Raw genomic sequence first — 22,041 nt, forward strand, 5'->3', positions numbered from 1 at the left:
GAGTATATCTCCCTCAACCGCCCGTCAATGGGCGCAGCTACTGGGAGGAAGTCCATGCGAAAGGTCGTCGATTTGAAAACAGCGTTGTCACCCGCTGTCGGTCTGTATGCGCTGGCGCTCACGCTCGCAAGCGGCACGGCGCTCGCCGCCGACGCCAGCCGCGCGCCGGCCGGCACCGCCAACGGCGCGGCGGTCGAAGCGATCACGCTGAAGAATGGCGCGGGCGTCTCTGCCACTGTCCTGACCTATGGCGCGACGCTCCAGTCGCTGTCCGGCCCCGGCAAGGACGGCAAAGTCGCCGACGTGCTGCTCGGCTACGATGACCTCAAATCCTATGTCGACTTCCCCAATTATTTCGGGGTGACGGTGGGCCGCTATGCCAACCGCATCGCCGGCGGCCAATTCAGCCTCGACGGCAAACCCTATCAGTTGCCGCTCAATGACAAGGTCAACACGCTGCACGGCGGCGGCAAGGGCTTCGACAAGCAGGTGTGGAAGGTCGTGTCCCTGAAGAGCGGCCCCAAGGCGAGCCTGGTGCTCGGGCTGACCAGCCCGGACGGCGATTCGGGCTATCCCGGCAAGCTGGACGTGACCGTCAATTATACGCTGGACGAAAGCGGCAACCTCGGCATCGTTTTCGACGCGAAGACCGACAAGCCGACCATCGTCAACATGACCAACCACGCCATTTTCAATTTGCAGGGCGAAGGCTCGCCTGACGGCGCGATGGGCCATATGCTGACGATCCCGGCCAAGGCCTATACGCCGGTCGACGCGAACCTCATCCCCACCGGCGAGCTGAAGCCGGTCGAGGGCGGCGTGTTCGATTTCCGCAGCGCCCGCCGCGTGGCGGACGGGCTGCGCGATGGCCGCGATGCGCAGATCATCGCCGGCCGTGGCTATGACCATAATTGGGCGCTGGACAAGGGCGCGACCAGAACGCCGGAACTGGCCGCGCGGCTGGAAGATCCGGTGTCGGGCCGCGTGCTGGAAGTGCTGACGACCGAACCGGGCGTGCAATTCTATACCGGCAATTTCCTCGACGGCACCTTCATCGGCAAGGGCAGCCATGTCTATCGCATGGGCGACGGCATCGCGCTGGAGCCGCAGAAATTCCCTGACGCGCCCAACAAGCCGAACTTCATTTCGGCCCGCGTCGATCCCGGCAAGCCCTACCATCATGAAATGGTCTATCGCCTGTCGGTGGCCCGCTGATGCCGGAATGGCGGCTGATCGCGCGCGATGTTGCCGACACGCTGGGGGAGGGGACGCTCTGGTCGGCGCGCGGCAACGCGGTCTACTGGGTCGATATCCTTGCCCCCGCGCTCAACCGGCTGTCACTGGAGAGCGGGGCGGTCGAACGCTTCGCCATGCCCGAGCCGCTGGGCTGGGTGGCGGAGCGCGGGGCGGGCGGCTTCATCGGCGGCTTTCAGAGCGGTTTTGCCGACATCAGCCTCGATCCCCTGACCATCACGCCCTTCGGCGATCCGGAGCCGCATTTCCCCGGCAACCGGATGAACGATGGCAAGGCGGATGGACAGGGCGCCATCTGGTGCGGCACGATGGACATGGCCGAAGAGCATGACCGCGGCGCGCTCTATCGCCTCGCGCCCGATCGTAGCTGGACCGTGGTGGACAGCGACTATCGCGTGCCCAACGGTCCCTGTTTCTCGCCTTGCGGCCAGTGGCTCTATCATAGCGATACCGCGAAAAAGCAGATGTACCGCTTCCGCCGGACCGAGGATGGCGCGACCGGGCGGGAGCCGTTCATCAGCTTCGGCGAGGAGGATGGCTATCCCGACGGCATGACCGTGGATGCGGACGGCCATATCTGGGTCGCCCATTGGGGTGGCAGCCGGATCAGCCGATTCACGCCCGAAGGCAGGCTGGACCGCATCATTGAAATGCCGGCGCGGCAGGTGACCAACATCACCTTCGCAGGGCCGAATCTCGATCGCATGTTCGTCAGTTCGGCGACGGTGGGCCTCGATGATCCGACCGAATATGATGGCGGTTTCTTCGAGGTGGAGAGCTGCGTGCGCGGCCTGCCGACCAACCTGTACGCGGGCTGATCTCCGAGCAATGACGCCTGCCGCGGCGTGGTCGTCGCAGCATGGCCGCGCCCTTTCCATTTTTACCGATCAAAGCTGGTTGCGTCGGTTGCGCGAATCCACTAGAGCGTCGGGACAACGTTGTCATGACCTCTCCAAAGTCGGACGATGTTGCGATCCCGGACGGCCCTCTGATGAACTGCACGCATCTTCGGCCGTCCGGGGCGATTTTTCCCCATCGCTTCTATTTTCGCGCATCGGCCGCGTGACCATGCCATCGCGGCGAGATCGCGACCGGCTTCCACAGGTCCGGCCCCAGCAGCAGCAATGCCGCGCCCAGACTGGCGCTGGCGAAGCAGGTGGCGGCCAGCAGCAATTGCACCGGCGTGACAAGATCGGATTGCCTGATAAGCGCGCGCAGTGCCGCGCCCTGCAACGCAAGGCTGGCGATCAGCGCGAGGCCCAGCAACCGCAGGCCGATCTGCGCGGCGGGGCGGGGATGCCAATCGACCATGATTCCTGCGCCTCCATCATCGGGGAGGCGCTCTATCTATCGGTCGGCGTAGAGGGTTTCGAGAGCGAGAAAAGCCGCGCGGCGTTGAAATAGCGTAGGAATAGGCTGCTATTTCCGCCGCCAGCGCCGGAACAGCGACACGCCCAGCACACCGCCGCCCACCACCGCCGCGATCGCGCCGCCGGCCGACGCCAGCGCCCAGGCGCCGGCCGCGAGCAGGCCCGTCAGGAAATCGACGATGATAAGGGTGAGATGGATCATGTCAGGAACAAGACGGCGCTACTGGCCGAGTTCCTTGGCTTCCTGATATTTCAGTTCGAGAAAACGGTTCTGGGTCGCCAGCTTGTCGAGGTCGCCGCTGGCCAGCGTCTCGCTCATCCGGCCGATTTCCGCGTCGATCACGGACAGGCCGTCGATCAGTTGCTTCTCGGGCACGCGGCCATTGCGCTCCTCGCGGCGCAGCGGCTGCGGGATCGACTGATAGCCCGTGACCAGTTCGGGCAGATGATCGGCCAGTAGTTTGCGGATTTCCTGCGCCGCCGGTTCCTGTTCGCCCAGCCGCTCCAGTTGCGGGGCGAGGATTTCCAGCTTGACGCCGATGCTGTCGACCAGGGTGATTGCCGGGGCGGGCAGCGCCTTGCGCTGGTTTTCCAGCCAGATTTCGGTCTTGAGCGGCAGGGCGGTAAGTTGGGTTGCGGCAAGCGCCTCCGTCTTCACCCGACTTTCCGTCGGCGCCAGCGCGATCAGCAGCAGCGCGGCGATCATCACGCCCAGCGCGATCATGACGCCGGTGGTGCCCAGCGGCAGGACGAAGCCCGCCACCGCGCTGGCCAGCAGGATCGCCAGCATCGCCCAGACGGCATATTTGACCTTGCGGATCAGCCCGGCATTGCGCCGCTGCCGCGCGCGCGCGGACAGGCTCTGCCCGCGCTCGCTATGGCGGCGTAGCACCGCTTCGGCATCGGCCAGCACGCGGTCGGATCGGCTCACTGGGCTTCCTCCGAAATCCGTTCGCCCTGAGCGAAGTCGAAGGGCTCGCCTGATCGCAGCGAAGGCGCCTCGCTCCGCTCGGCAGAGGGCTTCGACAAGCTCAGCCCGAACGGACATAGGGGAAGCATTGCGTTCACCCCTCGATCGCGCTCAGCGGATTGTCGGCGCGCACGTCCTTGGCGGCCTGCGCCTGCCCCTCGGCCCGCGCGATATAGCCCTTGGACTTTTCCACCTCGCCAGACAGCGTGTTCACCGTCGTCTTCATATTCTCCAGCGCCTTCAGCTTGAACGCGTCGATATTGTCCATCGTGTCGTAGATATTCTGGAAGGCGCGCTGGAGCGTCTCGATCGGAATCGTGCTGCTGGCGGCCTGCTCGTGAATCTGCGCCGTCTGGCTTTTGAGCAATTCGCCGGTGCGATCGATCATGTTGGCGGTGGTGGTGTTGAGCGCGCTGATCTGCTCCAGCACCAGCCGCTGCCCGGCCAGCGCCTGCGCGACCGTGACCGCCGTGCGCAGTGCCGCGACCGTGGTCGTGCTGGCGCGATCGACGCCCTTGACCAGTTCGACATTGTTCTTCTTGACCAGATCCAGCGCCAGATAGCCCTGCACCGTCACCGCCATCTGCGTCAGCAGATCCTGCGTACGCTGGCGGATGTAGAACAGCGCGCTTTCGCGGATCGCCTTGGCCTTGGCCGGGTCGGTCGAATCCAGTTCGAGCGCCTTGGATTCGAGGCGGGCGTCCATGGTCTTGCTGATATGGATCATCTGTTCCAACCGGCCCATGGTCTGCCACATATTCTGGCGTTCGACATCGATCGCGGCATTGTCCTTGATGAGGACATCCTTGCCGCTGGCCAGCGACCCCAGGATCGAATTGATATGACCCTGCGCGCTCTTATAGCCATCGAAATAGTCGCGCATCTTGTTGCCGAACGGGATGATGCCGAACAGCTTCTTGGGCGCGAGCAGATTGCCGCGCTTGCCGGGATCGAGATCCTCCACCGTGCGGCGCAGTTCGGCCAGGTCCGCGCCGACTTTCGTATCGCTGTCCATGGCGCGCACGGGGCGATCGAGGAAGCGGTTGGAGTGGCCCGCGGCCTCGGCAATCTCCTTGCGCCCCATATTGGTCAACTGGTCGACCCGCGCGCCGAATTCGGGCGAATTGGCGTCCTGCGCGACGAGGTCCGCAACGAAGGCGTCGACCTTCTCGTCCAGCTTGGACTTTTTCTCATCCTCGATGGGTACGAGGCCGGACGCCTTTTCGGGCGCGACCACCGGCACCGGATCGGGCGGCGTCAGGTTGAGGGCGTCGGCAGTCGCGGTCGTCGTGGGCGCAGTGGTGGCCATATCGTCTCCAGTCGCCATAAGCGGCTTTCCCGTGTCATATGGTGATAATACACCGCAGGGCAAGCCTTGAGGGGAACGATATAGGATGTTGCGGCATTGCTTGGCAATCTTGACTGGAGAGGAACCCGTCATGGCCAGCCTGAAACCCGTTGTCGACCTCGTTACCCATCGCAAGCCACGCTTCCCCGGCGAGAGCGCCGCCTATCGCGATGCCCGCACGGCCTTGCTGGCGGAGGAGATAGAATTTCGCCGCCACATGACCCGGCTGGTGGAACAGCGGCGCTCGCTGCCGCCCGGCCCGCTGATCGAAAAAGACTATCGCTTCAGGGACGAGCAGGGTTTCGAGGTCGGCCTGTCCGACCTGTTCGGCGACAAGGACGCATTGGTCGCCTATTTCTGGATGTACGGCCCGGAACGCGAGCGGCCCTGCCCGATGTGCACCAACTGGATCGGGTCGGTCGACGGCAATGCCGCCGACATCAAGCAGCGCGTCGCCTACAAGATTTTCGGGCGCAGCCCGGTCGAGCGGCAATTCGCCTTCGCGCAGGAGCGGGGCTGGCGCGATACCGACTTCGTCCAGACGGTCGGCGATGATTATGCCAATGATCTGGGCCTGCTGACGCCGGACGGCGAATATCCTGCGCTGGTCGTGTTTCGGAAGGATGGCGAGGGCATCCGTCTCTTCTGGATGAGCGAGATGACCGGCGAGATGGGCGATCCGGGGCAAGACCCCCGCGACGCGCCCGATATCGCCGCGCTCTGGTCGATCCTCGACCTGACGCCCGATGGCCGGCCGGCCGACTGGTATCCGAAACTGCGCTATTGAAAAGGGGCGATGTCGTCACCGCCCCTCTCATCGTTCAGCGCGCGCCCTCGGCGTAATAGCGCTCCATATCGAGCCGCATCTGGTGCAGCGCCTCCGGGTTCAGATAGACCATGTGGCCCGCCGGATAATATTTGAACTGGAGATTCTGGCGCAGCACCGGCTCCAGCATCATGTGCTTCAAATCGCGCTCGGTCGAGAAGAAGGGCGTGGCCATGTCGTACCAGCCATTGAGCGACAGTACGCGCAGATGCGGGTTGGTGCGCATCGCGGCGCTGAGGTCGGCGGTCACGTCCGCGACATTCTGCTTGCCGCCTTCCGGGGCCTGATGGCTCCAGTCCCATTTGAAGTCGCCGCCTTCCCGCGCGCTCAGCCGATAGCTGAGGTCGGTCTTGTAGCCGATCTTGTTCGTCACCTGATCCAGGAAGCTGCCGACATAGAGGCCGGTGATGCCGGTGCTGGACGGATCAAATTCCGGTTCCTCGCCCGCCGCGTCGGCGTCGATCCCCTTGTAGCGGCTGTCGAAGCGGCCGATCGTCTCATGCCCGTCGCGCAGCAATTCCTTGCGGAAACGGCTCAGGCTGACGCGCAGATTGGCGCGCTTCAGATAATCGACCGACAGGCCGGTGAAGCGGCTGAGCTGCTGGGCGATCTGATCGGTTTCCTGCGCGCTGATGTCGGACCCTTTGAGCAAGGCGGTGGCATAGGCGCCATTGGCGAATACGCGGGCTTCCTCGACAAAGGCTTCCAGGCTTTCGGGACGGCCGCCGGGGACGCGATTATGATACCAGGCCGTCGCGGCGTAGCTGGGCAGATAGCCGACATGGATCGCATCGAAGCCCGATTGGCGGATGCCGTAATTCATGATCGACGACAGCAGCACCACGCCGTTCAGCGTCAGCCCGCGATCCTCTAGTTGATAGGCGAGCGCACCCGATCGGGTCGTGCCATAGCTTTCGCCGAAAATATATTTGGGCGACGCCCAGCGGCCATTCTTGGTTGTGTAGCGGATGATCGCCTTGGCAAAGGCGTCCACATCGCCATCGACGCTGTAGAAGTCGGACGGCTTGGCATCGCCCAGGATGCGCGAATAGCCCGACCCGATCGTATCGAGGAACACCATGTCGGTGCTGCCGATCAGGCTGTCATTGTTCGGGCCGACGTCGAAGGGGGCGGGCCTGACCGCTTCGGGATTGCCGGTGCGCACATGTTCGGGTGCGAAGCTGCCCATGCGCAGCCACAGTGACGACGAACCGGGGCCGCCATTATAGAGGAAGGTGACGGGGCGGTTCTTACCCGTCGCCGTATAGGCGGTATAGAACATGCTGGCGACCGGCTTGCCCTTTTCGTCGCGGATGGTCAGCGTGCCGGCGGTCTGGGTATAGGGGATGGCCTTCCCATCGACGCGGGCCGTGCCCTTGCTGCTCTGGGTCACTTCCTCGACCGGGGCGCTGGCCCAGTTGGCCGCGACCTGCTCCGCGACCTTGTCGGCATGTTGTTTGGCGGCGTCGGGCGCATCCTTCTGCGCCAGAGCGGGGGAGGCGAGAGCGATGAGCGAAGCGAAGGCGAAGGTGGCGGCAGACCGCATGAGGGAAAGGCTCCGTGGCAAGGATATGGTATATTGTTGGCGACGCGCGGCACCATAGGAATGTCGCCGCACGGGGCAAGGAGATATTGCACCGACGTAAAGCAGCGTCAGATGCACCGCCCTTCAATCACCGCCGCCATGGCCGTGGCCGGCGACCGCGGATGCGTGCCAGCGGCGCGACCATGGCCGCCGTCTGGATCGGGTGCGGCGGCCGATGTCCGGCATGAGCCTTTCCTGTGCAGACGCCATGTTCGGCGGATCGGGCGGTCCAGCCCGCCATGTCGCGCCCGCCCTTGCCGCATCGCGGCATTTCCTGTAGGGGCGCGCCCGAAGCCTCTGCGCGGCCTTGTGTCGGCTTGGGTGAACCCATATCCCGAAGGCAAGACATGTCCCTGCGTAACATCGCGATCATCGCGCACGTCGATCACGGCAAAACCACCCTCGTCGATCAGCTTTTCCGCCAGTCCGGCACCTTCCGCGACAACCAGCGCGTCGAAGAGCGCGCGATGGACAGCAACGACCTCGAAAAAGAGCGCGGCATCACCATCCTGGCCAAGCCCACCTCGGTCGAGTGGGAAGGCACCCGCATCAACATCGTCGATACGCCGGGCCACGCCGACTTCGGCGGTGAAGTCGAACGCATCCTCTCGATGGTCGACGGCGTCGTCCTGCTGGTCGATTCGTCGGAAGGCGCCATGCCGCAGACCAAGTTCGTGACCGGCAAGGCGCTGGCGCTGGGCCTTCGCCCGATCGTCGTCGTCAACAAGGTCGACCGTCCCGACGAGCGTATCCAGGAAGTGCTGGACGAAGTGTTCGACCTGTTCGTGTCGCTCGACGCGACCGACGAGCAACTCGACTTCCCCGTCCTCTACGCGTCGGGCCGCAACGGCTATGCCAATGAAGATCCCACGCTGCGCGCGGGCACGCTGAAGCCGCTGTTCCAGAAAATCGTCGATCACGTTCCCGCGCCCGCCGTGGAAGTCGATGGCGTGCCCTTCACCTTCCTGGTGACGTTGCTCGACCGCGACAACTTCCTCGGCCGCATCCTGACCGGTCGCGTGACCAGCGGTTCGGTCAAGGTGAACCAGGCGATCCACGCGCTCGACATGGACGGCAAGATCATCGAAACCGGCCGCGCGTCCAAGATCATGGCCTTCCATGGTCTGGATCGCGTGCCGGTCGAAGAAGCCAAGGCCGGTGACATCATTTCGCTCGCCGGCCTCGCCGTCGCGACCGTGGCCAACACCATCGCCGACACCTCCGTGACCGAGCCGATCCAGGCGCAGCCGATCGATCCGCCGACGCTGTCGATGCGCTTTGCCGTGAACGATTCGCCCATGGCCGGCCGCGAAGGCACCAAGGTGACGAGCCGCATGATCCGCGATCGTCTGGCGCGCGAGGCCGAATCCAACGTCGCCGTGAAGGTTACGGAAAGCGCCGACAAGGACAGTTTCGAAGTCGCCGGCCGTGGCGAACTCCAGTTGGGCGTGCTGATCGAAACCATGCGCCGCGAAGGCTTCGAACTCTCCATCAGCCGCCCGCGCGTGCTGTTCGGCGAGGACGAGAATGGCGGCAAGACCGAGCCCTATGAAACCGTCATGATCGACGTGGACGATGAATTTTCCGGCACGGTCGTCGAGAAGATGAACATCCGCAAGGCCGAGATGACCGACATGCGTCCTTCGGGCGGCGGCAAGACCCGCATTACCTTCTCCGCGCCGTCGCGCGGCCTGATCGGCTATCATGGCGAATTCCTGTCCGACACGCGCGGCACCGGCATCATGAACCGCCTGTTCGAGAAGTACGGCCCGCACAAGGGCAATATCGAAGGCCGCAAGAATGGCGTCCTCATCTCCAACGGCGCGGGCGAAGCCAATGCCTATGCGCTGGGTCCGCTCGAAGAACGCGGCATCCTGATGGTCGGCGTGGGCGAAGCGCTCTACGAAGGCATGATCATCGGCCAGAACGCCAAGCCCGATGATCTGGAAGTCAACCCGATGAAGAGCAAGGCGCTCACCAACTTCCGCGCATCGGGCAAGGACGACGCCGTCCGCCTGACCCCGCCCTGGAAGCTGACGCTGGAGCAGGCGATCGCCTATATCGACGATGATGAACTGGTCGAAGTGACGCCCAAGACCATCCGTCTGCGCAAGCGCTACCTCGACCCGAACGAGCGCAAGCGCATGAGCCGTTCCAAGGCGGCCTGATGTTTCAGGTCGCTCGAACAAGGGCGGCCTGATGTTTCAGGTCGCTCGGACAAGGGCGGCCTGATGTAATGCCTCCCCAGGCTGGCTGAGGGAGGGAGCCCAGCCGACGCTGGTGAAAGGGCAGGGGGCGTCTCAGGCGCTCCCGCCCTTTGCTTGTTGAAAGGAGCCGATATGGCCGATCTCTATCTCAAGGCGCTGACATCCGAGCGTCGCGCGCTGTGGGCGGAATGCCGGCTCAAGGGCCTGGCCAAGGACACGGTCCAGCGCCTGCGCATCGTCGAGATCGATGCGCTGCTCGCGGCCCATAAGGCCAGGCAGGCCGGCAAGCCAAGCGACTGAATCCATAGCGATATTTTCTGCATAGCCGGTTTTTGCGAGACAGGCGCAAAAAGCCTGCCTATCCTGGCGCTTCTCACAATGGGGGGATATGCAGATGGAATATATGTTCTTGCCGCTCAGGCGGTACGCCGATTTCTCGGGCCGCTCGCGGCGCAAGGAATATTGGATGTTCTTCCTCGGTTATATGCTGGCGGCGTTCGCGGTTGGCATCGTGGGCGTTCTGTTGGGCGGGTTTCCCAATGGCGAACCGTCGGGCGGCGCATCTGTGCTGATGATCCTGCTCGGCCTGCTGGTCCTGCTGCTCATCATCCCCTCGCTCGCGGTGCAGGTCCGCCGCTTCCACGATCAGGACAAGAGCGGCTGGTTCGTGCTGCTGAACTTCATTCCCTATGTCGGCGGCATCATCGTGCTGGTCTTCATGTGCCTGGACGGTACGCGGGGCGAGAATCGCTTCGGCCCCGACCCGAAGCAGACGGCTGCGGATGTGGGCGATATCTTCAGCTGAGCGGCCTATCGCACCCGGCCCGACAGGCCGCGAATGGCATGATCGGCACCGTTTGATGGGCGGCGGAATGGTCCGCCGCCCATTCGCATTGCGTCCCAACACCTTGTCGTGTCACTTTAACGGGCGGTGCAAAGCGAATCGCAACCCTGAGTAGCGGATAAAATGTGGGTGGCTGAGTCTCCCGCGCTGGTCGTGCGTTTGGCCGGACGGGTGATTTACGCAGGAGGATTGATGGAGTGGCCGAAACCCTTCCAGCCTTGAGCGAGGGGGAAAAGCAGTGCCTGCGCCTGGTGGCGCAGGGCTTCAATTCCAAGGAAATCGCGCGCCAGCTGCATGTGTCGGAACATACGGTCGATCAGCGCGTGCGCACCAGCCTGCGCAAGTTCGGCGTGCCCTCGCGCAAGGAGGCGGCCCGCCTATTTGTTACGGATGAGCAACGGCAGCCCCAAAGTGGCACATATCAGCCCTTGATATATCAACCGGAGCGCCTTGCCTCCGATCCCGATCCTGCGTCATCCATGCCTCAGCCGGACAGGCCGGATGGGCAAAGGGAGCGCGACACGCTTCTGCGCCGCATCCTCACTTTCGGCCCGCCGCTCGGGGGATCGACCAATGAACTGAGTAAAGATGGCCGCATATTGGCGATGATCCGCGCTGCGGTTCTCACTGGTGTCGGCGTCATCACGCTACTGCTGCTCATTGCCGGAGCCTTCAAGGCGCTGGGCTGATCCATCCAGATACGACCATGCTGACAACGCACCGCCGCCAGGCGTCGTGCGAAGGAGAAGACTTGTGCTCAACCTCGATACCGCCAAGACCCAGGCCGTCGCCGACCAGACCCGCCAGGCCTTTGCCGCGCTGGATACGGCGCTGGTCGATGCCGCGCACCTCACCACCGCCTTCCTGTCGGCGGCGCAGGGGTCGGGTCTGACCGCCAGCGAAAGCCAGCGCATCATTCAACGCATCCACGAAAGCGCCAGCAAGATCATCGAGGGCCGCAGCGACATGATCCGCGCGACCGCCCTGCTGACGCGGTGCCTGGAACATAGTCAGATGGAGGTGACGGCCGTTGGTTGTCCGCTGGGCATGGACGCCCCGGCGCAGGACGACGCGCCGCGCCACCTGACCCTGGTCGCCTGACCGGGTAGCCGTCGGCATCCGCATGGACATTGCCCTCCCTCTCAATCGGAAATGCGGATGCTGGCGGCTTTTTTCTGGCTTCTGACCCTGTGCGCCTGTGCCTTCGCCGCCCTGTTCGGCGGCAAGGACGGGCGATGGTTCGCCCTTGTTTTCCTGGCCAGCGTGCTGCTGACGATGCCGGCCCAACTGGTCGGATCGTGGCATGGCACCCAATTCTGGCTGACGATCGTCGATACGATGCTGTTCGCCGGTCTTATATGGCTGATGCTGCGCAGCAGCAGCTACTGGCCGATCTGGGCGGCCGCCAGCCAGCTTATGACGGTGCTGACCCATGTCGTGACCTTGCTGCTGCACGGTTTTTCGGAACGGATCTACGAAGGGCTGAGCACGGTGTGGGTCATTCCCCTGCTGCTCTTCACCATCATCGGCATCGAACTCGACCGGAAGGCGCTGCATGACCGTCCATATCCCGCCTGATCGCCACCTGCCCAGCCAGGAAGCGGTCGACCTGGTGGTCGCGCTGCAACGATGCCTGTGCAATTTCCATGCCCGCAAGGAAGAGCCTGCGATCCTGGATGGCGAGGGGAGCGACCATCTGCCTGTGCTCGCCCGCTATCTCGACGCGCGGCGGATGCGGTCGATGCTGTTCGGCCATGACCTTTTTTCCGATCCGGCCTGGGACATATTGCTGCACCTCTATCAGGCGGAGCTGGAGGGAAAGGCGCTGACGCTGGAGCAGCTCAGCGAAACGCTGCGGCTGTCGCTCAACACCGTCGTCGGCCAGGCGGGCGTGCTGGAACGCCGTGGGCTGGTGATGGAGCATCGCAGTTCGCCCAACAGCCGGCGCCGCTGCGCATTGCGCCTGGCCCCGCTGGCAGTGGACGCGATGGCCTCCTGGTTCTCGCTCGCCTTTTCGGGCGAGGAATAGGCTAGCGTTCCAGCGGCAGGGTCAGGCTGGCGCGCAACCCGCCCTGGCCTGCGTCGGCGCGGCGATTGGCGAAGTCCAGCCGTCCGCCATGGCTGTCCGCAATGGAACGCGCGATCGACAGTCCCAGGCCGACGCCGCCCGTCTCCCGGTTGCGCGACGCCTCGCCGCGATAGAAGGGCTCGCACAGCCTTTCTATCGCTTCCTCCGGCACGCCCGGTCCGTCATCCTCGACCGTCACCGTGGCACGTCCGTTCGCCGTCGCCAGCGCGATCCGCGCCGACCCGCCATAGCGCACCGCATTTTCGACCAGATTGGCGATGCAGCGCCGCAGCGCCACCGCGTCGCCTCGCACCACCGCGCGGCTGCTGTGCGTCACCGCCACATCCTGCCCCATATCGGCCAGATCGTCGGCCAGCGTCTCGACGATGGCGGACAGGTCGATCCGCACCTGCGCCGCGCCGTCGCCCTGGCCGCGCATGAAATCGAGCAGGTCGGTGACCATGGCCCGCATTTCCTGCACGTCGGCCTGCGCCTTGGCGCGCGGCCCGTCGGGCAGCGCCTCCAGCCGGAAGGACAGGCGGGTCATGGGTGTGCGCAGATCGTGGGCGATCGCAACCAGCATCGCCGTGCGTTCGCCCAGATAGTCGGCGATCCGCGCGCGCATGTGATTATAGGCGGCGCCTACCGCGCGGACTTCAGGCGGGCCGGTCAGCGGCAGCGGGTCGGCGCGTTCGGGCCGTTCGGTCGCCGCGCCGTCCGCCAGTTGCCGGATCGGTTGGGTGATGCGCCGCGCCACCCAATAGGCCGGCAGCAGCAGCAGGATGAAGATGCCCGCCATCAGCGACAGGGTGATGGCGTACCAGCGCCCGTTCGCGCCCTGCCGCGCCTGTACCACCTGCCAGCCGTCCGTGGTGCGGCGCGTCAGAAGGAAGCTGCCGTGCAACATCGTCCCGTCAGGACCGAAATTGGGCCTGGGCCAGGCTTTCCGGTCGGGATCGGCCATCCGCATCGGCGGCGATTCGCGCATGAGGCGAACATCGTCCGCGCGCGCGCCCAGCAGCGCGGCGACCTGCGCGGCGGCGCGCCGGTCCTCCATCTGTCCCGGTTCGACCAGTGGGACGGGATCGGACTGATAGCGCGTCACCGTCCAGCTACCGGCCGGGGCGGCCGCGCCCTGTAGCAGCGCGGCGGCTTCGCCCGGCATCATGGGCCGGCTGTGCGGCGGTGGCCCGCGGAACGCCACCAGCATCATCGCCCCCAGCGCCAGCAGCAGGGTCGCCGCGACCAGCGCGACGATCCGGGTCAGGATCGACGGGTTCAGGCGATCGAGCCGCGGGTTCACGCCGGGCGGACCTCGGCGGTGAACATATAGCCTTCGTTGCGGATGGTGCGGACCAGTTCGTCTGCACCCTCGGTCCGCGCGCCACGCTCCAGCTTGCGCCGCAGCCGGCTGACCTGCACATCGATTGCCCGGTCGTAGCTTTCGCTGTCATTACCCGCCGAATAATCGAGCAACTGGTCGCGGCTCAGCACCCGGCGGGGATGGTCGATGAACGCGCGCAGCAGCCGGAACTCGCCATCGGTCAGGGTGACGACGACATTGTCGGGATCGGTCAGCAGCCGCCCCGTCATATCGACATGCCATCCGGCGAAGCGCAGCTTCCGGCCGCTCGCTTGCGTCGTCTCCGCCACCTGCCGCCGATGACGGCGCAGCACGGTGCGGACGCGGGCGAGCAATTCGCGCGGGTTGCAGGGCTTGGGCAGATAATCCTCCGCCCCCATTTCCAGCCCGACGATCCGGTCGATGTCGCTGCCGATCGCCGACAGCATGATGACCGGCAGGCCTCCGCGCGCCGACAGTCGGCGCAAAATCGACAGCCCGTCCTCGCCCGGCATCATCACGTCGAGCACCGCGATATCGAAATCCTGCGCGGCCAGAACATGATCCATGGCCGCGCCGTCGGCCACCGCGGTCACGGCAAAGCCATGCTGCTCCAGAAAATCCGACAGCAGCGTGCGGATGTCCGCATCGTCGTCGACCACCAAGATGCGTGAACCGTCCATGGGCGCCAGCATATCGGCGGAATGCGCCTCCTGCAAAGTCATCTGCACGCTGCTCCGGTCAAATCGCCAGCCCGACCGTCACCGTGCCGGTATAGCCGTTGGTGACGTCGCCGGTCATCGTCGGCGTCATCGCCGTCACCTGCGCAGACATATTGTCGCCGAACACATTGTCGCTGCTGGTCGATGTGCTGGCGAAATTGCTCTTGCTGCTGGTATAGCCGCTGGTGGCGTAGACCGTGGCGCAGGCGTCGGCCGGCATGGCGAATTGCGACGTCAGCACGCGATTGGCGTAGCTGGTGGCGCGCGCCAGGCTCGGATAGACCTCGAAATGGATATGCGGGTAGCGCCCCGAATAGCAGCCGGGGAAGATGCTGGTGAAGGTCACCTGCCCGTTGGCGTCGGTCACGCCCACGCCGCGCAGATAATTTTCGCCCGGCACGGTATAGAGCGAATAGAGCCCGTCGCGGGTGCAATGCCAGATATAGACGGCATAGCCTTCCAGCGCGGCGCAACCGCCGTTGACGTTGACGACGGTGATGGTCAGTTCCATCGTGATGCCGGCTGCGGTGCCGCTCGACGATCCGAAGCTCGACCGGATGTCGGTGCGCACGATGCCGCTGTCGTCCAGCACATTGACCACGCTGCCGTTGCTGCTGTTCGACCCGTCGGCCGGATAGGGGCCGTTGGTTTCCTCCGGGTCGGCGATGCAGGTGCCGGTCGGTGCCGGTGTCGGCGTGGGGGTAGGGGTCGGCGTTGGCGTGGGGGTGGGCGTCGGCGTAGCGGTGGAATCGCCCGACGATCCCGATCCGCCGCCGCATGCGCCGATCAGCGCCGCGCCGCTCGCCGAAAACAGCAGTCGCAAGGTGCGCCGCCGCCCGATATTCTCCCGCGCCAGTGCGCGCATCTGTTGCAGGTCGTGCAGCAACCCATGGTCGTGCGCCTCATCATGTCCAGGCATCTACCCTTGTCCCTCTTTGTCTCGTTGCAAAAAGACCCTCGGGATCGTCCCTAATCGCGGCATATCTCCGGCCGATTGCCCAATGTAGCGGCTTTGTAGCCGTCAAACGCTCTGGCCTCCCTGCGTCATGGCCCATATAGTCGCCGGGTTTGTCCTCCACGCGAAAGCGCTTCATGCATCTTCTCATCGGCCTCGCCGGCATTCTCCTGATCCTCGCCATCGCTTTCGCCTTGTCCTCCGATCGTCGCGCCATCCGTCCGCGCGTCGTAGGCGCTGCTTTCCTGTTGCAGGCGGGGATCGCCATTCTGGTCCTTTATGTGCCGGCGGGTCGCGCGATCATCGGCGGCATGTCCAGGGGCGTGGCCAACCTGCTCAGCTATGCGCAGGCGGGGACGGATTTCATCTTCGGTCCGCTCGCGAAGCCCGAAATCGGCGGGGCCAGCTTCGCCATCGCCGCGCTGCCGGTCATCATCTTCTTCGCCAGCCTGGTGTCGATCCTCTATTATCTGGGGATCATGCAGTTCATCGTCCGCTGGGTCGGCGGCGCGATCGAATGGGTGACGGGCGTGTCGAAGGTGGAAAGCCTGTGCGCGGCCGCCAACATCTTCGTGGGACAGAGCGAAAGCCCGCTCGTCATCCGCCCCTATCTCGCCGGCCTCACCCCGCCGCAACTGTTCACGGTGATGACCAGCGGCATGGCGGGCGTGGCGGGCACCATATTGGCCGCCTATGCGTCGATGGGGATCAAGATCGACTATCTGCTCGCGGCCAGCTTCATGGCCGCGCCGGGTGGGTTGCTGATGGCCAAGATCATGATGCCGGACCCGCGCGTGCCGGTGCAGGGCGAATTGCCGCTGGGCGACCATCCCGACCTGCAATTGCCCGATACGCGGATCAGCGGCGTCGGCCCTGCCGCCTTGTTGCCCGAAGGCACGCCGGGCGAACCCATGCCGGTCGCCACCCATGACGAGGAACGGCCCGCCAACCTCATCATGGCGGCGGCGCAGGGTGCGCAGACAGGTGTCAAACTCGCCGTCGCGGTCGGGGCCATGGTGCTGGCCTTCGTCGCGCTGGTGGCGCTGGCCAACGGCATATTGGGCGGCATCGGCGCGTGGTTCGGTTACCCGACGCTCAGTTTCCAGATGCTGCTGGGCTATGTCTTCCAGCCGGTCATGTATCTGCTCAACATCCCCTGGGCCGAAGCGCAGGTAGCGGGCGGCCTGTTCGGCACGAAGGTCGTGCTCAACGAATTTGTCGCCTATATCAACCTCGGCCAGGTGCAGGGCGCGCTGTCGCCCGCGACCATCGCCATCATCACCTTCGCGCTGTGCGGCTTCGCCAATTTCAGCTCGATCGCGATCCAGATGGCCGTCACCGGCAATCTCGCCCCCAACCAGCGGCCGATGATCGCGAAACTGGGGTTGAAGGCGCTGGTCGCCGGCAGCCTCGCCAACCTGATGAGCGCGGCGCTGGCGGGGCTGATGCTCAGCCTGTAATTTTGATCAGGTCGGCTCCGTAACGGAAACGCTACCATCGTCCCTGCAAATCGGTTATGGTTAACCCATGGGGGCAAAAGATTTTTTCATGGTCGCTCTGGCGGCCCTAGGCTGGTCGGGTGCCGTGTCCGCGCAGGCGCCTGCGACGCAGGCAAGGGCGCTGCCGCCTAAGCCGGCCGCGCTGGAAACCTATAAGGACTGGACCATCGGCTGCGACAATCGCAACCGCTGCGAAACCGTGTCGCTATTGCCCGACGGCGGCGCGTGGCCGGATAGTCCGGTCATGGTCGGCGTCGTGCGCGAAGCCGGACCCGATGCCGCCGCCGAAGTCTGGGTCAGCCGCGACACCAATAGCGGGGGCGAGATCAGCATCCATGTCGACGGACGCCGTGTCGCCAGCGCCATGAGCCGTGACGGCGACGCCACCATAAGAGGGCCGCAGGCCGCCGCGCTCGCCATCGCCATGGCGCGCGGCAGCATGCTGGAATTGCGCATGGGCAATCGCTTGCTGGGCAAGCCGTCGCTGGCCGGGTCCGGGGCGGCCCTGCGCTATATGGACGCGCGGCAGGGGCGGGCCGGGACCAGCACCGCGCTGGTCGCCACCGGCCCGCTCGGACCGCTCGCGGTGCGCGCTGCGCCCGCTGCGCCGGTCATCAAACGGGCGCCCTTGCCCGCTGCGCCCGCGCCCGCCGCGCTGTGGCGGGAGGAACTGACCGCCCTGGGTAAATTCACCCGCTGCGCCGACGAGATGAAGGGCGCGGAGCCGCCGCAACTCTATCGCCTGTCGCGCACCGAAACGCTGATCCTGGTCCCCTGCGGCAGCGGCGCCTATAATTTCACCTCGGTCCCCGTCATCGCCACCGGCGATGCCGGCCGCCGCGCTTTCCGCCTGGCCAGTTTCGATCTGAAGCCGGGCTGGAGCGAGGAAGAAGCCCGGCCGATGCTGGTCAATGTCGGCTGGACCGCCGACAAGCTGCGGCTCGACAGCTTCGCCAAGGGGCGCGGAATCGGCGATTGCGGCGGCAGCGAAGCCTATGTCTGGGACGGCACCCGCTTCCGCCTGATCGAGGCCACCAGCATGGGCGAATGCCGCGGCGCATGGCATTGGATCAGGACATGGTCGGCGCAGGTGGCGGAATAATCCTGTCGGCAGGATGATATATTCCGCAACCGCCGCACCGCGCTTTGCAATGGCATTGGAACAGGACGCGGCCATATTGACGCCATGACCCAGTCGCTGCGCCAATCCGCCCCATCGCTCGTTGCATCCACCCTGCCGAACCCGGTCCGGGCCGTCATCTTCGACATGGATGGCACCCTGCTCGATACCGAAGCGGCGCATCGCCGCGCCTTTGCGCAAACGGGCGACGCGATCGGCTGGCCGATGGCGGACGACCTGCTGTTGTCGATGGTGGGCATCCATCGCGACGAAAATGAGCGGATGCTGGCCGCCCATCTGGGACCGCACTTCCCGCTCGCCCGCTTCTATGCAGACAGCGACGCGCTGTTCGAGGCAGCGGTTGAGGCCGGCATCCCGTTGCGCCCCGGCGCGCGGCTGCTGCTCGACCATCTGGCGCAGGCGGGCATTCCGATGGCGCTCGCCACCTCGACCGCCGCGCCCTATGCGCAGCAACGGCTGGAGAAGAGCGGCCTGCTGCATTATTTCGACGTCGTCGTGACGCGCAGCGATGTCGATCAGCCCAAGCCGCATCCCGAACCTTATCTGCTGGCGGCGCGCCTGCTGGGCGTCGATCCGGTACATTGCGTCGCGGTGGAGGACAGTCATGCCGGCGTCCGCTCTGCTACGGCAGCGGGCATCGCGACGGTGATGGTGCCCGACCTGCTGCCGTCCACCGAGGAACTGACGCTTGCCTGCGCGCAGATATTGCCGAGCCTCACCGACCTGCGCGACCTGTTGCTGGCGACGGAATAGGGGGCTGTTCGCTGTCCGCAACGTCATGCCAGCGGAGGCATCTTTCTTTTCTTCCTAGCGCTTCGCTAGAAGAAGCGTGATCCCGGCCTTCGCTGGGATGACGGTCGTGAGTGGCCGGGAAACCTGCTTCCCGACCCCATCGTCAGCGAGTCGTCCTGCTGGTCAGTTCTTCCGCTGCGGCACCGTGAAGGTGCCCGACACGCGCCCGCTGGGGCTGGTCGCGGCGCCCGGCACGCCGCCCGACGAACGGCCATCGACAGTGGAGCGGCCGCTGTTGAGGTCCATCACCAGCCGCCCGCCGGTCAGCTTGTTCGCCCCCTGCGTCAGCGTGACATTGCCCAACATGGTGATGAGCTTGCTGTTGAGGTCGTAGATGGCGACATTGCCGCGTGCGGTCTGGTCCGCCTTGGTCACGACGACATTGCCCGATGCGTCGATCCGGTCGATGTCCACGCCATTCGTCCCGCCGCTCGGCTGCTTGCTGTAGGCGACGGTCATGCGGGCGGCGTTCAGCGTCATGCCCGCCTGCGTCACCACGACATTGCCCGACACGACGACGCGATCGGCGCGGTCCTGCACCTCGATCCGGTCGGCGTTGAAATTGACCGGCGCGTTGCTGTCGTGATTCTTGAACACCTGCGCGAAGGACGGGGCGCTGGCGCCGGCGAACATCATCGCGGCGGCGCCCACAAAGCCGGTCGAGAGCAGGATCAGGGTGCGTTTCATCAGTTTCGCCCTTTGAGGCCATTTTGCTCGATACGCAAGCTTGCCCGGCCATTCAATGTCACCGTGCGCGCGGCCATGTCCGCTTCCAGATGGTCGCCGCTGAAGGTGCCGATCGGAATGCGGCCGTCTACCCGGCCCGCGCTCTTCATCCGCCGGGTCTTGAGGTCGATGCCGACGTCGCGCGTGGTCAGGCGGTATCCGCCCGCCGCCTCGAACTGCACCGGCCCTTCGATACCGACCCGTTCGGTGTCCATGTCGTATCGCCCCTTCTGCGCGGTCAGCACGGCGGGGCCGTCCGACAACAGGATGCGGGCCGACATGCTGTTGAGGTCCACGATCGGCTCGCGCGAGCTTTTCTGCACCGCCGACCCGGCGCGCAGGGAGAAGGGCTGGCCCTTGCTGTCCTCGCCGCGATACAGCGCCTCGGTCAGGCGCATCCGGTCCTTCGCCACCTCGACCTTGTTCTTGTCGAGGACGAAGCTGACCTTGTCGCCGCCGGTGAAGGGCGCGGTCGCCAGCAGCGCGGCCAGCACGCCGACCGCGACCGGCAGCCAGTTTTTGAGCAGCGCGACCAGCCGATCATGGCTGCCGCCCGGCTGCGCCCAATGGCGGCGGACGTCGCGTTGTTGATCGGCCTGGACGGACATGGTTGGACCTTTCAGGCTGCGTTACATATGCGCAAAGATGTCGATCTCCGGCCATCCCGCTAGGTCGAGCTCGGCGCGATGGGGCAGGAAATCGAAACAGGCCTGGGCCAGTTCCATCCGCCCTTCACGGATCAGCCGCTTGTCCAGCTCGGCCTTGAGCGCATGGAGATAGCGCACGTCGGACGCGGCATAATCCTTCTGCGCGTCGGACAGGACGGGGCCGCCCCAGTCGCTCGACTGCTGTTGCTTGCTGATGTCCTGGCCCAGCAGCTCACGGACCAGTTCCTTCAGGCCGTGCCGGTCGGTATAGGTGCGGATCAGGCGCGAGGCGATTTTGGTGCAATAGACGGGCGCGGCGACCACGCCCAGATAATGTTTGATCGCGGCCAGGTCGAACCGGCCGAAATGATAAAGTTTCAGCCGCTCGGGATCGGCCAGCACCGCCTTCAGATTGGGCGCGGCATAATCGCTACCGGGCTTGAAGCGGACGAGATGCTCGTCGCCCTTGCCATCGCTGATCTGGACCACGCACAGGCGGTCGCGCGGGGTGATCAGCCCCATGGTTTCGGTATCGATGGCGATCGGGCCGGGGGCGAGCACGCCGGCGGGCAGATCTTCTTCATGGAAATGAACGGTCATGTCCTCCCCTTATGGCGAAACAGGGCCAACCGCAATCAAGGCTTTGTCGGGAGAAATCTTCGCGACGAAACACGGCTTTTGCGCGGCGAATGACGGACAGGAAAGGCGATTTCGGCCAATTGGAACGGAACGGGACCGCGACAGTGAAAATCATTCGCGCGGCCGAGAAAAGTTGATATAGTGATTCCCAAATCCGCGTCTGCGGTGGATTCTGCATGTCATTCGCCCGACATGTGTTTGTCCGATTGGTCTTGGGGCGAAGCGAAAGTGACTAACAGGGCATGAGTTTTGATAGAGGTCGCCGCGGCGGGCGCGGCAAGGACAAGCGCGACGGTTTCGGCGACGACAATTTCTACGATCAGGGCGGCCGCGGCGGCGGTGGCTTCGGCGGCGGCTTCGGTGGCGGCGATCGCTTTGGCGGCGGTGGCGGCGGCTTCGGCGGTGATCGTGGAGGTTTTGGCGGCGGTGATCGCGGCGGCGGCTTTGGCGGTGGTCGCAGTGGCGGCGGCTTCGGCGGCGGCGGCGGTGGTTTCGGCGGCGGCGGCGGCGGTGGTCGCGGCATGCCTGCCCAGGTCGTCGGCGAAGGCAAGGGCGTCGTAAAATTCTTCAACGGACAGAAGGGCTTCGGCTTCATCGTTCGTGACGATGGCGGCGAAGACGTATTCGTGCACATCAGCGCCGTCGAGCAGGCCGGCCTGACCGGTCTGGCCGAAGGACAGCCGCTCGGCTTCACCCTGGTCGATCGTGGCGGCAAGGTGTCGGCGACCGATCTGGTGATCGACGGCGAACCGCTCCCCGTCACCGATCGCGGTCCGCCGCGTGAAGCGCGCGAACCGCGCGCTGGTGGTTTCGGTGGCGCGCCTGATCGTGGCGGCCCGCAGCGTCAGCTGACCGGCGAGCGCTCCAGCGGTACGGTGAAGTTCTTCAACGCGATGAAGGGCTTCGGCTTCATTCAGCGCGATGATGGCCAGCCCGACGCCTTCGTCCATATCAGCGCCGTCGAACGCGCCGGCATGGCCGCCCTGAACGAGGGCGACCGTCTCGACTTCGAACTGGAAGTCGATCGTCGCGGCAAATATGCGGCGGTGAATCTCCAGTCGAAGGCCGAATAAGGCCAAGGCGAACCATCCCTGTTACCGGGGAGA

At 65.1% G+C, this 22,041-nt stretch carries 25 protein-coding genes; 14 read left to right on the forward strand and 11 right to left on the reverse strand.

Annotated features, from left to right (window positions below):
* Positions 1-54 precede the first annotated feature (54 nt).
* Both K9B33_RS16560 and K9B33_RS16565 read left to right on the forward strand, forming a co-directional pair.
* Complete coding sequence (locus tag K9B33_RS16560; protein ID WP_224550181.1) at positions 55-1,215, forward strand: aldose epimerase family protein; 1,161 nt, start codon at positions 55-57, stop codon at positions 1,213-1,215.
* Positions 1,215-2,072 (forward strand): SMP-30/gluconolactonase/LRE family protein, encoded by an 858-nt coding sequence (locus K9B33_RS16565; RefSeq protein WP_224550182.1) that lies wholly within the window; start codon positions 1,215-1,217, stop codon positions 2,070-2,072. Before K9B33_RS16560 ends, K9B33_RS16565 begins: the two co-directional genes overlap by 1 nt.
* Positions 2,073-2,295: 223 nt before the next feature.
* Here K9B33_RS16565 and K9B33_RS16570 read toward each other — a convergent pair whose 3' ends face one another.
* From K9B33_RS16570 to K9B33_RS16585, 4 genes are all read right to left on the reverse strand, one after another.
* The gene (locus tag K9B33_RS16570) at positions 2,296-2,565 is read right to left on the reverse strand and encodes a hypothetical protein (protein ID WP_224550183.1); all 270 of its coding nucleotides are present in this window, start codon (positions 2,563-2,565) and stop codon (positions 2,296-2,298) included.
* 108 nt (positions 2,566-2,673) lie between these two features.
* Positions 2,674-2,826, reverse strand: coding sequence for a hypothetical protein (locus K9B33_RS16575; protein WP_165363574.1), 153 nt, complete (start codon positions 2,824-2,826; stop codon positions 2,674-2,676).
* An 18-nt stretch (positions 2,827-2,844) separates the two neighbouring features.
* The gene (locus K9B33_RS16580) at positions 2,845-3,555 is read right to left on the reverse strand and encodes a hypothetical protein (RefSeq protein ID WP_224550184.1); all 711 of its coding nucleotides are present in this window, start codon (positions 3,553-3,555) and stop codon (positions 2,845-2,847) included.
* A 133-nt stretch (positions 3,556-3,688) separates the two neighbouring features.
* Entirely contained in the window at positions 3,689-4,903 is a 1,215-nt protein-coding gene (locus K9B33_RS16585; RefSeq protein WP_224550185.1) for a toxic anion resistance protein, read from the reverse strand.
* Positions 4,904-5,033: 130 nt separating this feature from the next.
* Between K9B33_RS16585 and K9B33_RS16590 the strand changes: the two genes are divergently transcribed.
* Positions 5,034-5,729: a DUF899 family protein gene (locus tag K9B33_RS16590; RefSeq protein WP_224550186.1), complete on the forward strand. Its 696-nt coding sequence runs from the start codon at positions 5,034-5,036 to the stop codon at positions 5,727-5,729.
* Positions 5,730-5,763: 34 nt separating this feature from the next.
* Here K9B33_RS16590 and K9B33_RS16595 read toward each other — a convergent pair whose 3' ends face one another.
* On the reverse strand, positions 5,764-7,314 hold the full coding sequence (locus K9B33_RS16595) for a S10 family peptidase (protein WP_224550187.1): 1,551 nt from the start codon (positions 7,312-7,314) through the stop codon (positions 5,764-5,766).
* A 386-nt stretch (positions 7,315-7,700) separates the two neighbouring features.
* Here K9B33_RS16595 and typA point away from each other — a divergent pair, with 386 nt between their 5' ends.
* The 7 genes from typA (at position 7,701) to K9B33_RS16630 (ending at position 12,433) form a co-directional block, all read left to right on the forward strand.
* On the forward strand, positions 7,701-9,521 hold the full coding sequence (typA, locus tag K9B33_RS16600; protein WP_224550188.1) for a translational GTPase TypA: 1,821 nt from the start codon (positions 7,701-7,703) through the stop codon (positions 9,519-9,521).
* A gap of 171 nt (positions 9,522-9,692) precedes the next feature.
* On the forward strand, positions 9,693-9,860 hold the full coding sequence (locus K9B33_RS16605) for a hypothetical protein (protein ID WP_224550189.1): 168 nt from the start codon (positions 9,693-9,695) through the stop codon (positions 9,858-9,860).
* A 94-nt stretch (positions 9,861-9,954) separates the two neighbouring features.
* Positions 9,955-10,365 carry a DUF805 domain-containing protein gene (locus tag K9B33_RS16610; RefSeq protein ID WP_224550190.1) on the forward strand — a complete coding sequence of 137 codons (411 nt, stop codon included), beginning with the start codon at positions 9,955-9,957 and terminating at the stop codon, positions 10,363-10,365.
* Positions 10,366-10,601: 236 nt separating this feature from the next.
* The gene (locus K9B33_RS16615; protein WP_224550191.1) at positions 10,602-11,093 is read left to right on the forward strand and encodes a response regulator transcription factor; all 492 of its coding nucleotides are present in this window, start codon (positions 10,602-10,604) and stop codon (positions 11,091-11,093) included.
* 64 nt (positions 11,094-11,157) lie between these two features.
* Complete coding sequence (locus K9B33_RS16620) at positions 11,158-11,505, forward strand: hypothetical protein (protein WP_224550192.1); 348 nt, start codon at positions 11,158-11,160, stop codon at positions 11,503-11,505.
* A 57-nt stretch (positions 11,506-11,562) separates the two neighbouring features.
* Positions 11,563-11,982: a hypothetical protein gene (locus K9B33_RS16625; RefSeq protein WP_224550193.1), complete on the forward strand. Its 420-nt coding sequence runs from the start codon at positions 11,563-11,565 to the stop codon at positions 11,980-11,982.
* On the forward strand, positions 11,960-12,433 hold the full coding sequence (locus K9B33_RS16630; protein ID WP_224550194.1) for a MarR family transcriptional regulator: 474 nt from the start codon (positions 11,960-11,962) through the stop codon (positions 12,431-12,433). Before K9B33_RS16625 ends, K9B33_RS16630 begins: the two co-directional genes overlap by 23 nt.
* A 1-nt stretch (position 12,434) precedes the next feature.
* Here K9B33_RS16630 and K9B33_RS16635 read toward each other — a convergent pair whose 3' ends face one another.
* The 3 genes from K9B33_RS16635 to K9B33_RS16645 are packed head-to-tail and all read right to left on the reverse strand — an operon-like array spanning position 12,435 to position 15,455.
* Positions 12,435-13,775, reverse strand: a complete 1,341-nt coding sequence (locus K9B33_RS16635; protein WP_224550195.1) for an ATP-binding protein — start codon at positions 13,773-13,775, stop codon at positions 12,435-12,437.
* The gene (locus K9B33_RS16640; RefSeq protein WP_224550196.1) at positions 13,772-14,539 is read right to left on the reverse strand and encodes a response regulator; all 768 of its coding nucleotides are present in this window, start codon (positions 14,537-14,539) and stop codon (positions 13,772-13,774) included. Before K9B33_RS16640 ends, K9B33_RS16635 begins: the two co-directional genes overlap by 4 nt.
* Positions 14,540-14,555: 16 nt before the next feature.
* Positions 14,556-15,455 carry an intradiol ring-cleavage dioxygenase gene (locus tag K9B33_RS16645; protein ID WP_224550197.1) on the reverse strand — a complete coding sequence of 300 codons (900 nt, stop codon included), beginning with the start codon at positions 15,453-15,455 and terminating at the stop codon, positions 14,556-14,558.
* 173 nt (positions 15,456-15,628) lie between these two features.
* On the opposite strand from K9B33_RS16645, the gene K9B33_RS16650 reads away from it, so the two are divergent.
* From K9B33_RS16650 to K9B33_RS16660, 3 genes are all read left to right on the forward strand, one after another.
* Positions 15,629-16,951 carry a NupC/NupG family nucleoside CNT transporter gene (locus K9B33_RS16650; protein ID WP_224550198.1) on the forward strand — a complete coding sequence of 441 codons (1,323 nt, stop codon included), beginning with the start codon at positions 15,629-15,631 and terminating at the stop codon, positions 16,949-16,951.
* A 67-nt stretch (positions 16,952-17,018) separates the two neighbouring features.
* The gene (locus K9B33_RS16655; protein WP_224550199.1) at positions 17,019-18,092 is read left to right on the forward strand and encodes a DUF1176 domain-containing protein; all 1,074 of its coding nucleotides are present in this window, start codon (positions 17,019-17,021) and stop codon (positions 18,090-18,092) included.
* A gap of 84 nt (positions 18,093-18,176) precedes the next feature.
* Positions 18,177-18,884 carry an HAD family hydrolase gene (locus tag K9B33_RS16660; RefSeq protein ID WP_224550200.1) on the forward strand — a complete coding sequence of 236 codons (708 nt, stop codon included), beginning with the start codon at positions 18,177-18,179 and terminating at the stop codon, positions 18,882-18,884.
* A gap of 162 nt (positions 18,885-19,046) precedes the next feature.
* Here the strand turns inward: K9B33_RS16660 and K9B33_RS16665 are convergent, their stop codons facing one another.
* Genes K9B33_RS16665 through K9B33_RS16675 form a run of 3 tightly spaced genes read right to left on the reverse strand, consistent with a single transcriptional unit; the run spans position 19,047 to position 20,896 of the window.
* A complete protein-coding gene (locus K9B33_RS16665; protein ID WP_224550201.1) occupies positions 19,047-19,610 on the reverse strand; it encodes an LptA/OstA family protein in 564 nt (187 codons plus the stop codon).
* Positions 19,610-20,257, reverse strand: a complete 648-nt coding sequence (locus tag K9B33_RS16670; protein ID WP_224550202.1) for an LPS export ABC transporter periplasmic protein LptC — start codon at positions 20,255-20,257, stop codon at positions 19,610-19,612. The genes K9B33_RS16665 and K9B33_RS16670 overlap by 1 nt, the downstream gene beginning before the upstream one ends.
* 21 nt (positions 20,258-20,278) lie before the next feature.
* Complete coding sequence (locus K9B33_RS16675; RefSeq protein ID WP_224550203.1) at positions 20,279-20,896, reverse strand: ribonuclease D; 618 nt, start codon at positions 20,894-20,896, stop codon at positions 20,279-20,281.
* A 281-nt stretch (positions 20,897-21,177) separates the two neighbouring features.
* On the opposite strand from K9B33_RS16675, the gene K9B33_RS23175 reads away from it, so the two are divergent.
* Positions 21,178-22,008, forward strand: coding sequence for a cold-shock protein (locus K9B33_RS23175; protein ID WP_318011147.1), 831 nt, complete (start codon positions 21,178-21,180; stop codon positions 22,006-22,008).
* Positions 22,009-22,041: the final 33 nt, after the last annotated feature.

Origin of the sequence: Sphingobium sp. 3R8, assembly GCF_020166615.1 — a bacterium.
Taxonomy (GTDB): domain Bacteria; phylum Pseudomonadota; class Alphaproteobacteria; order Sphingomonadales; family Sphingomonadaceae; genus Sphingobium; species Sphingobium bisphenolicum.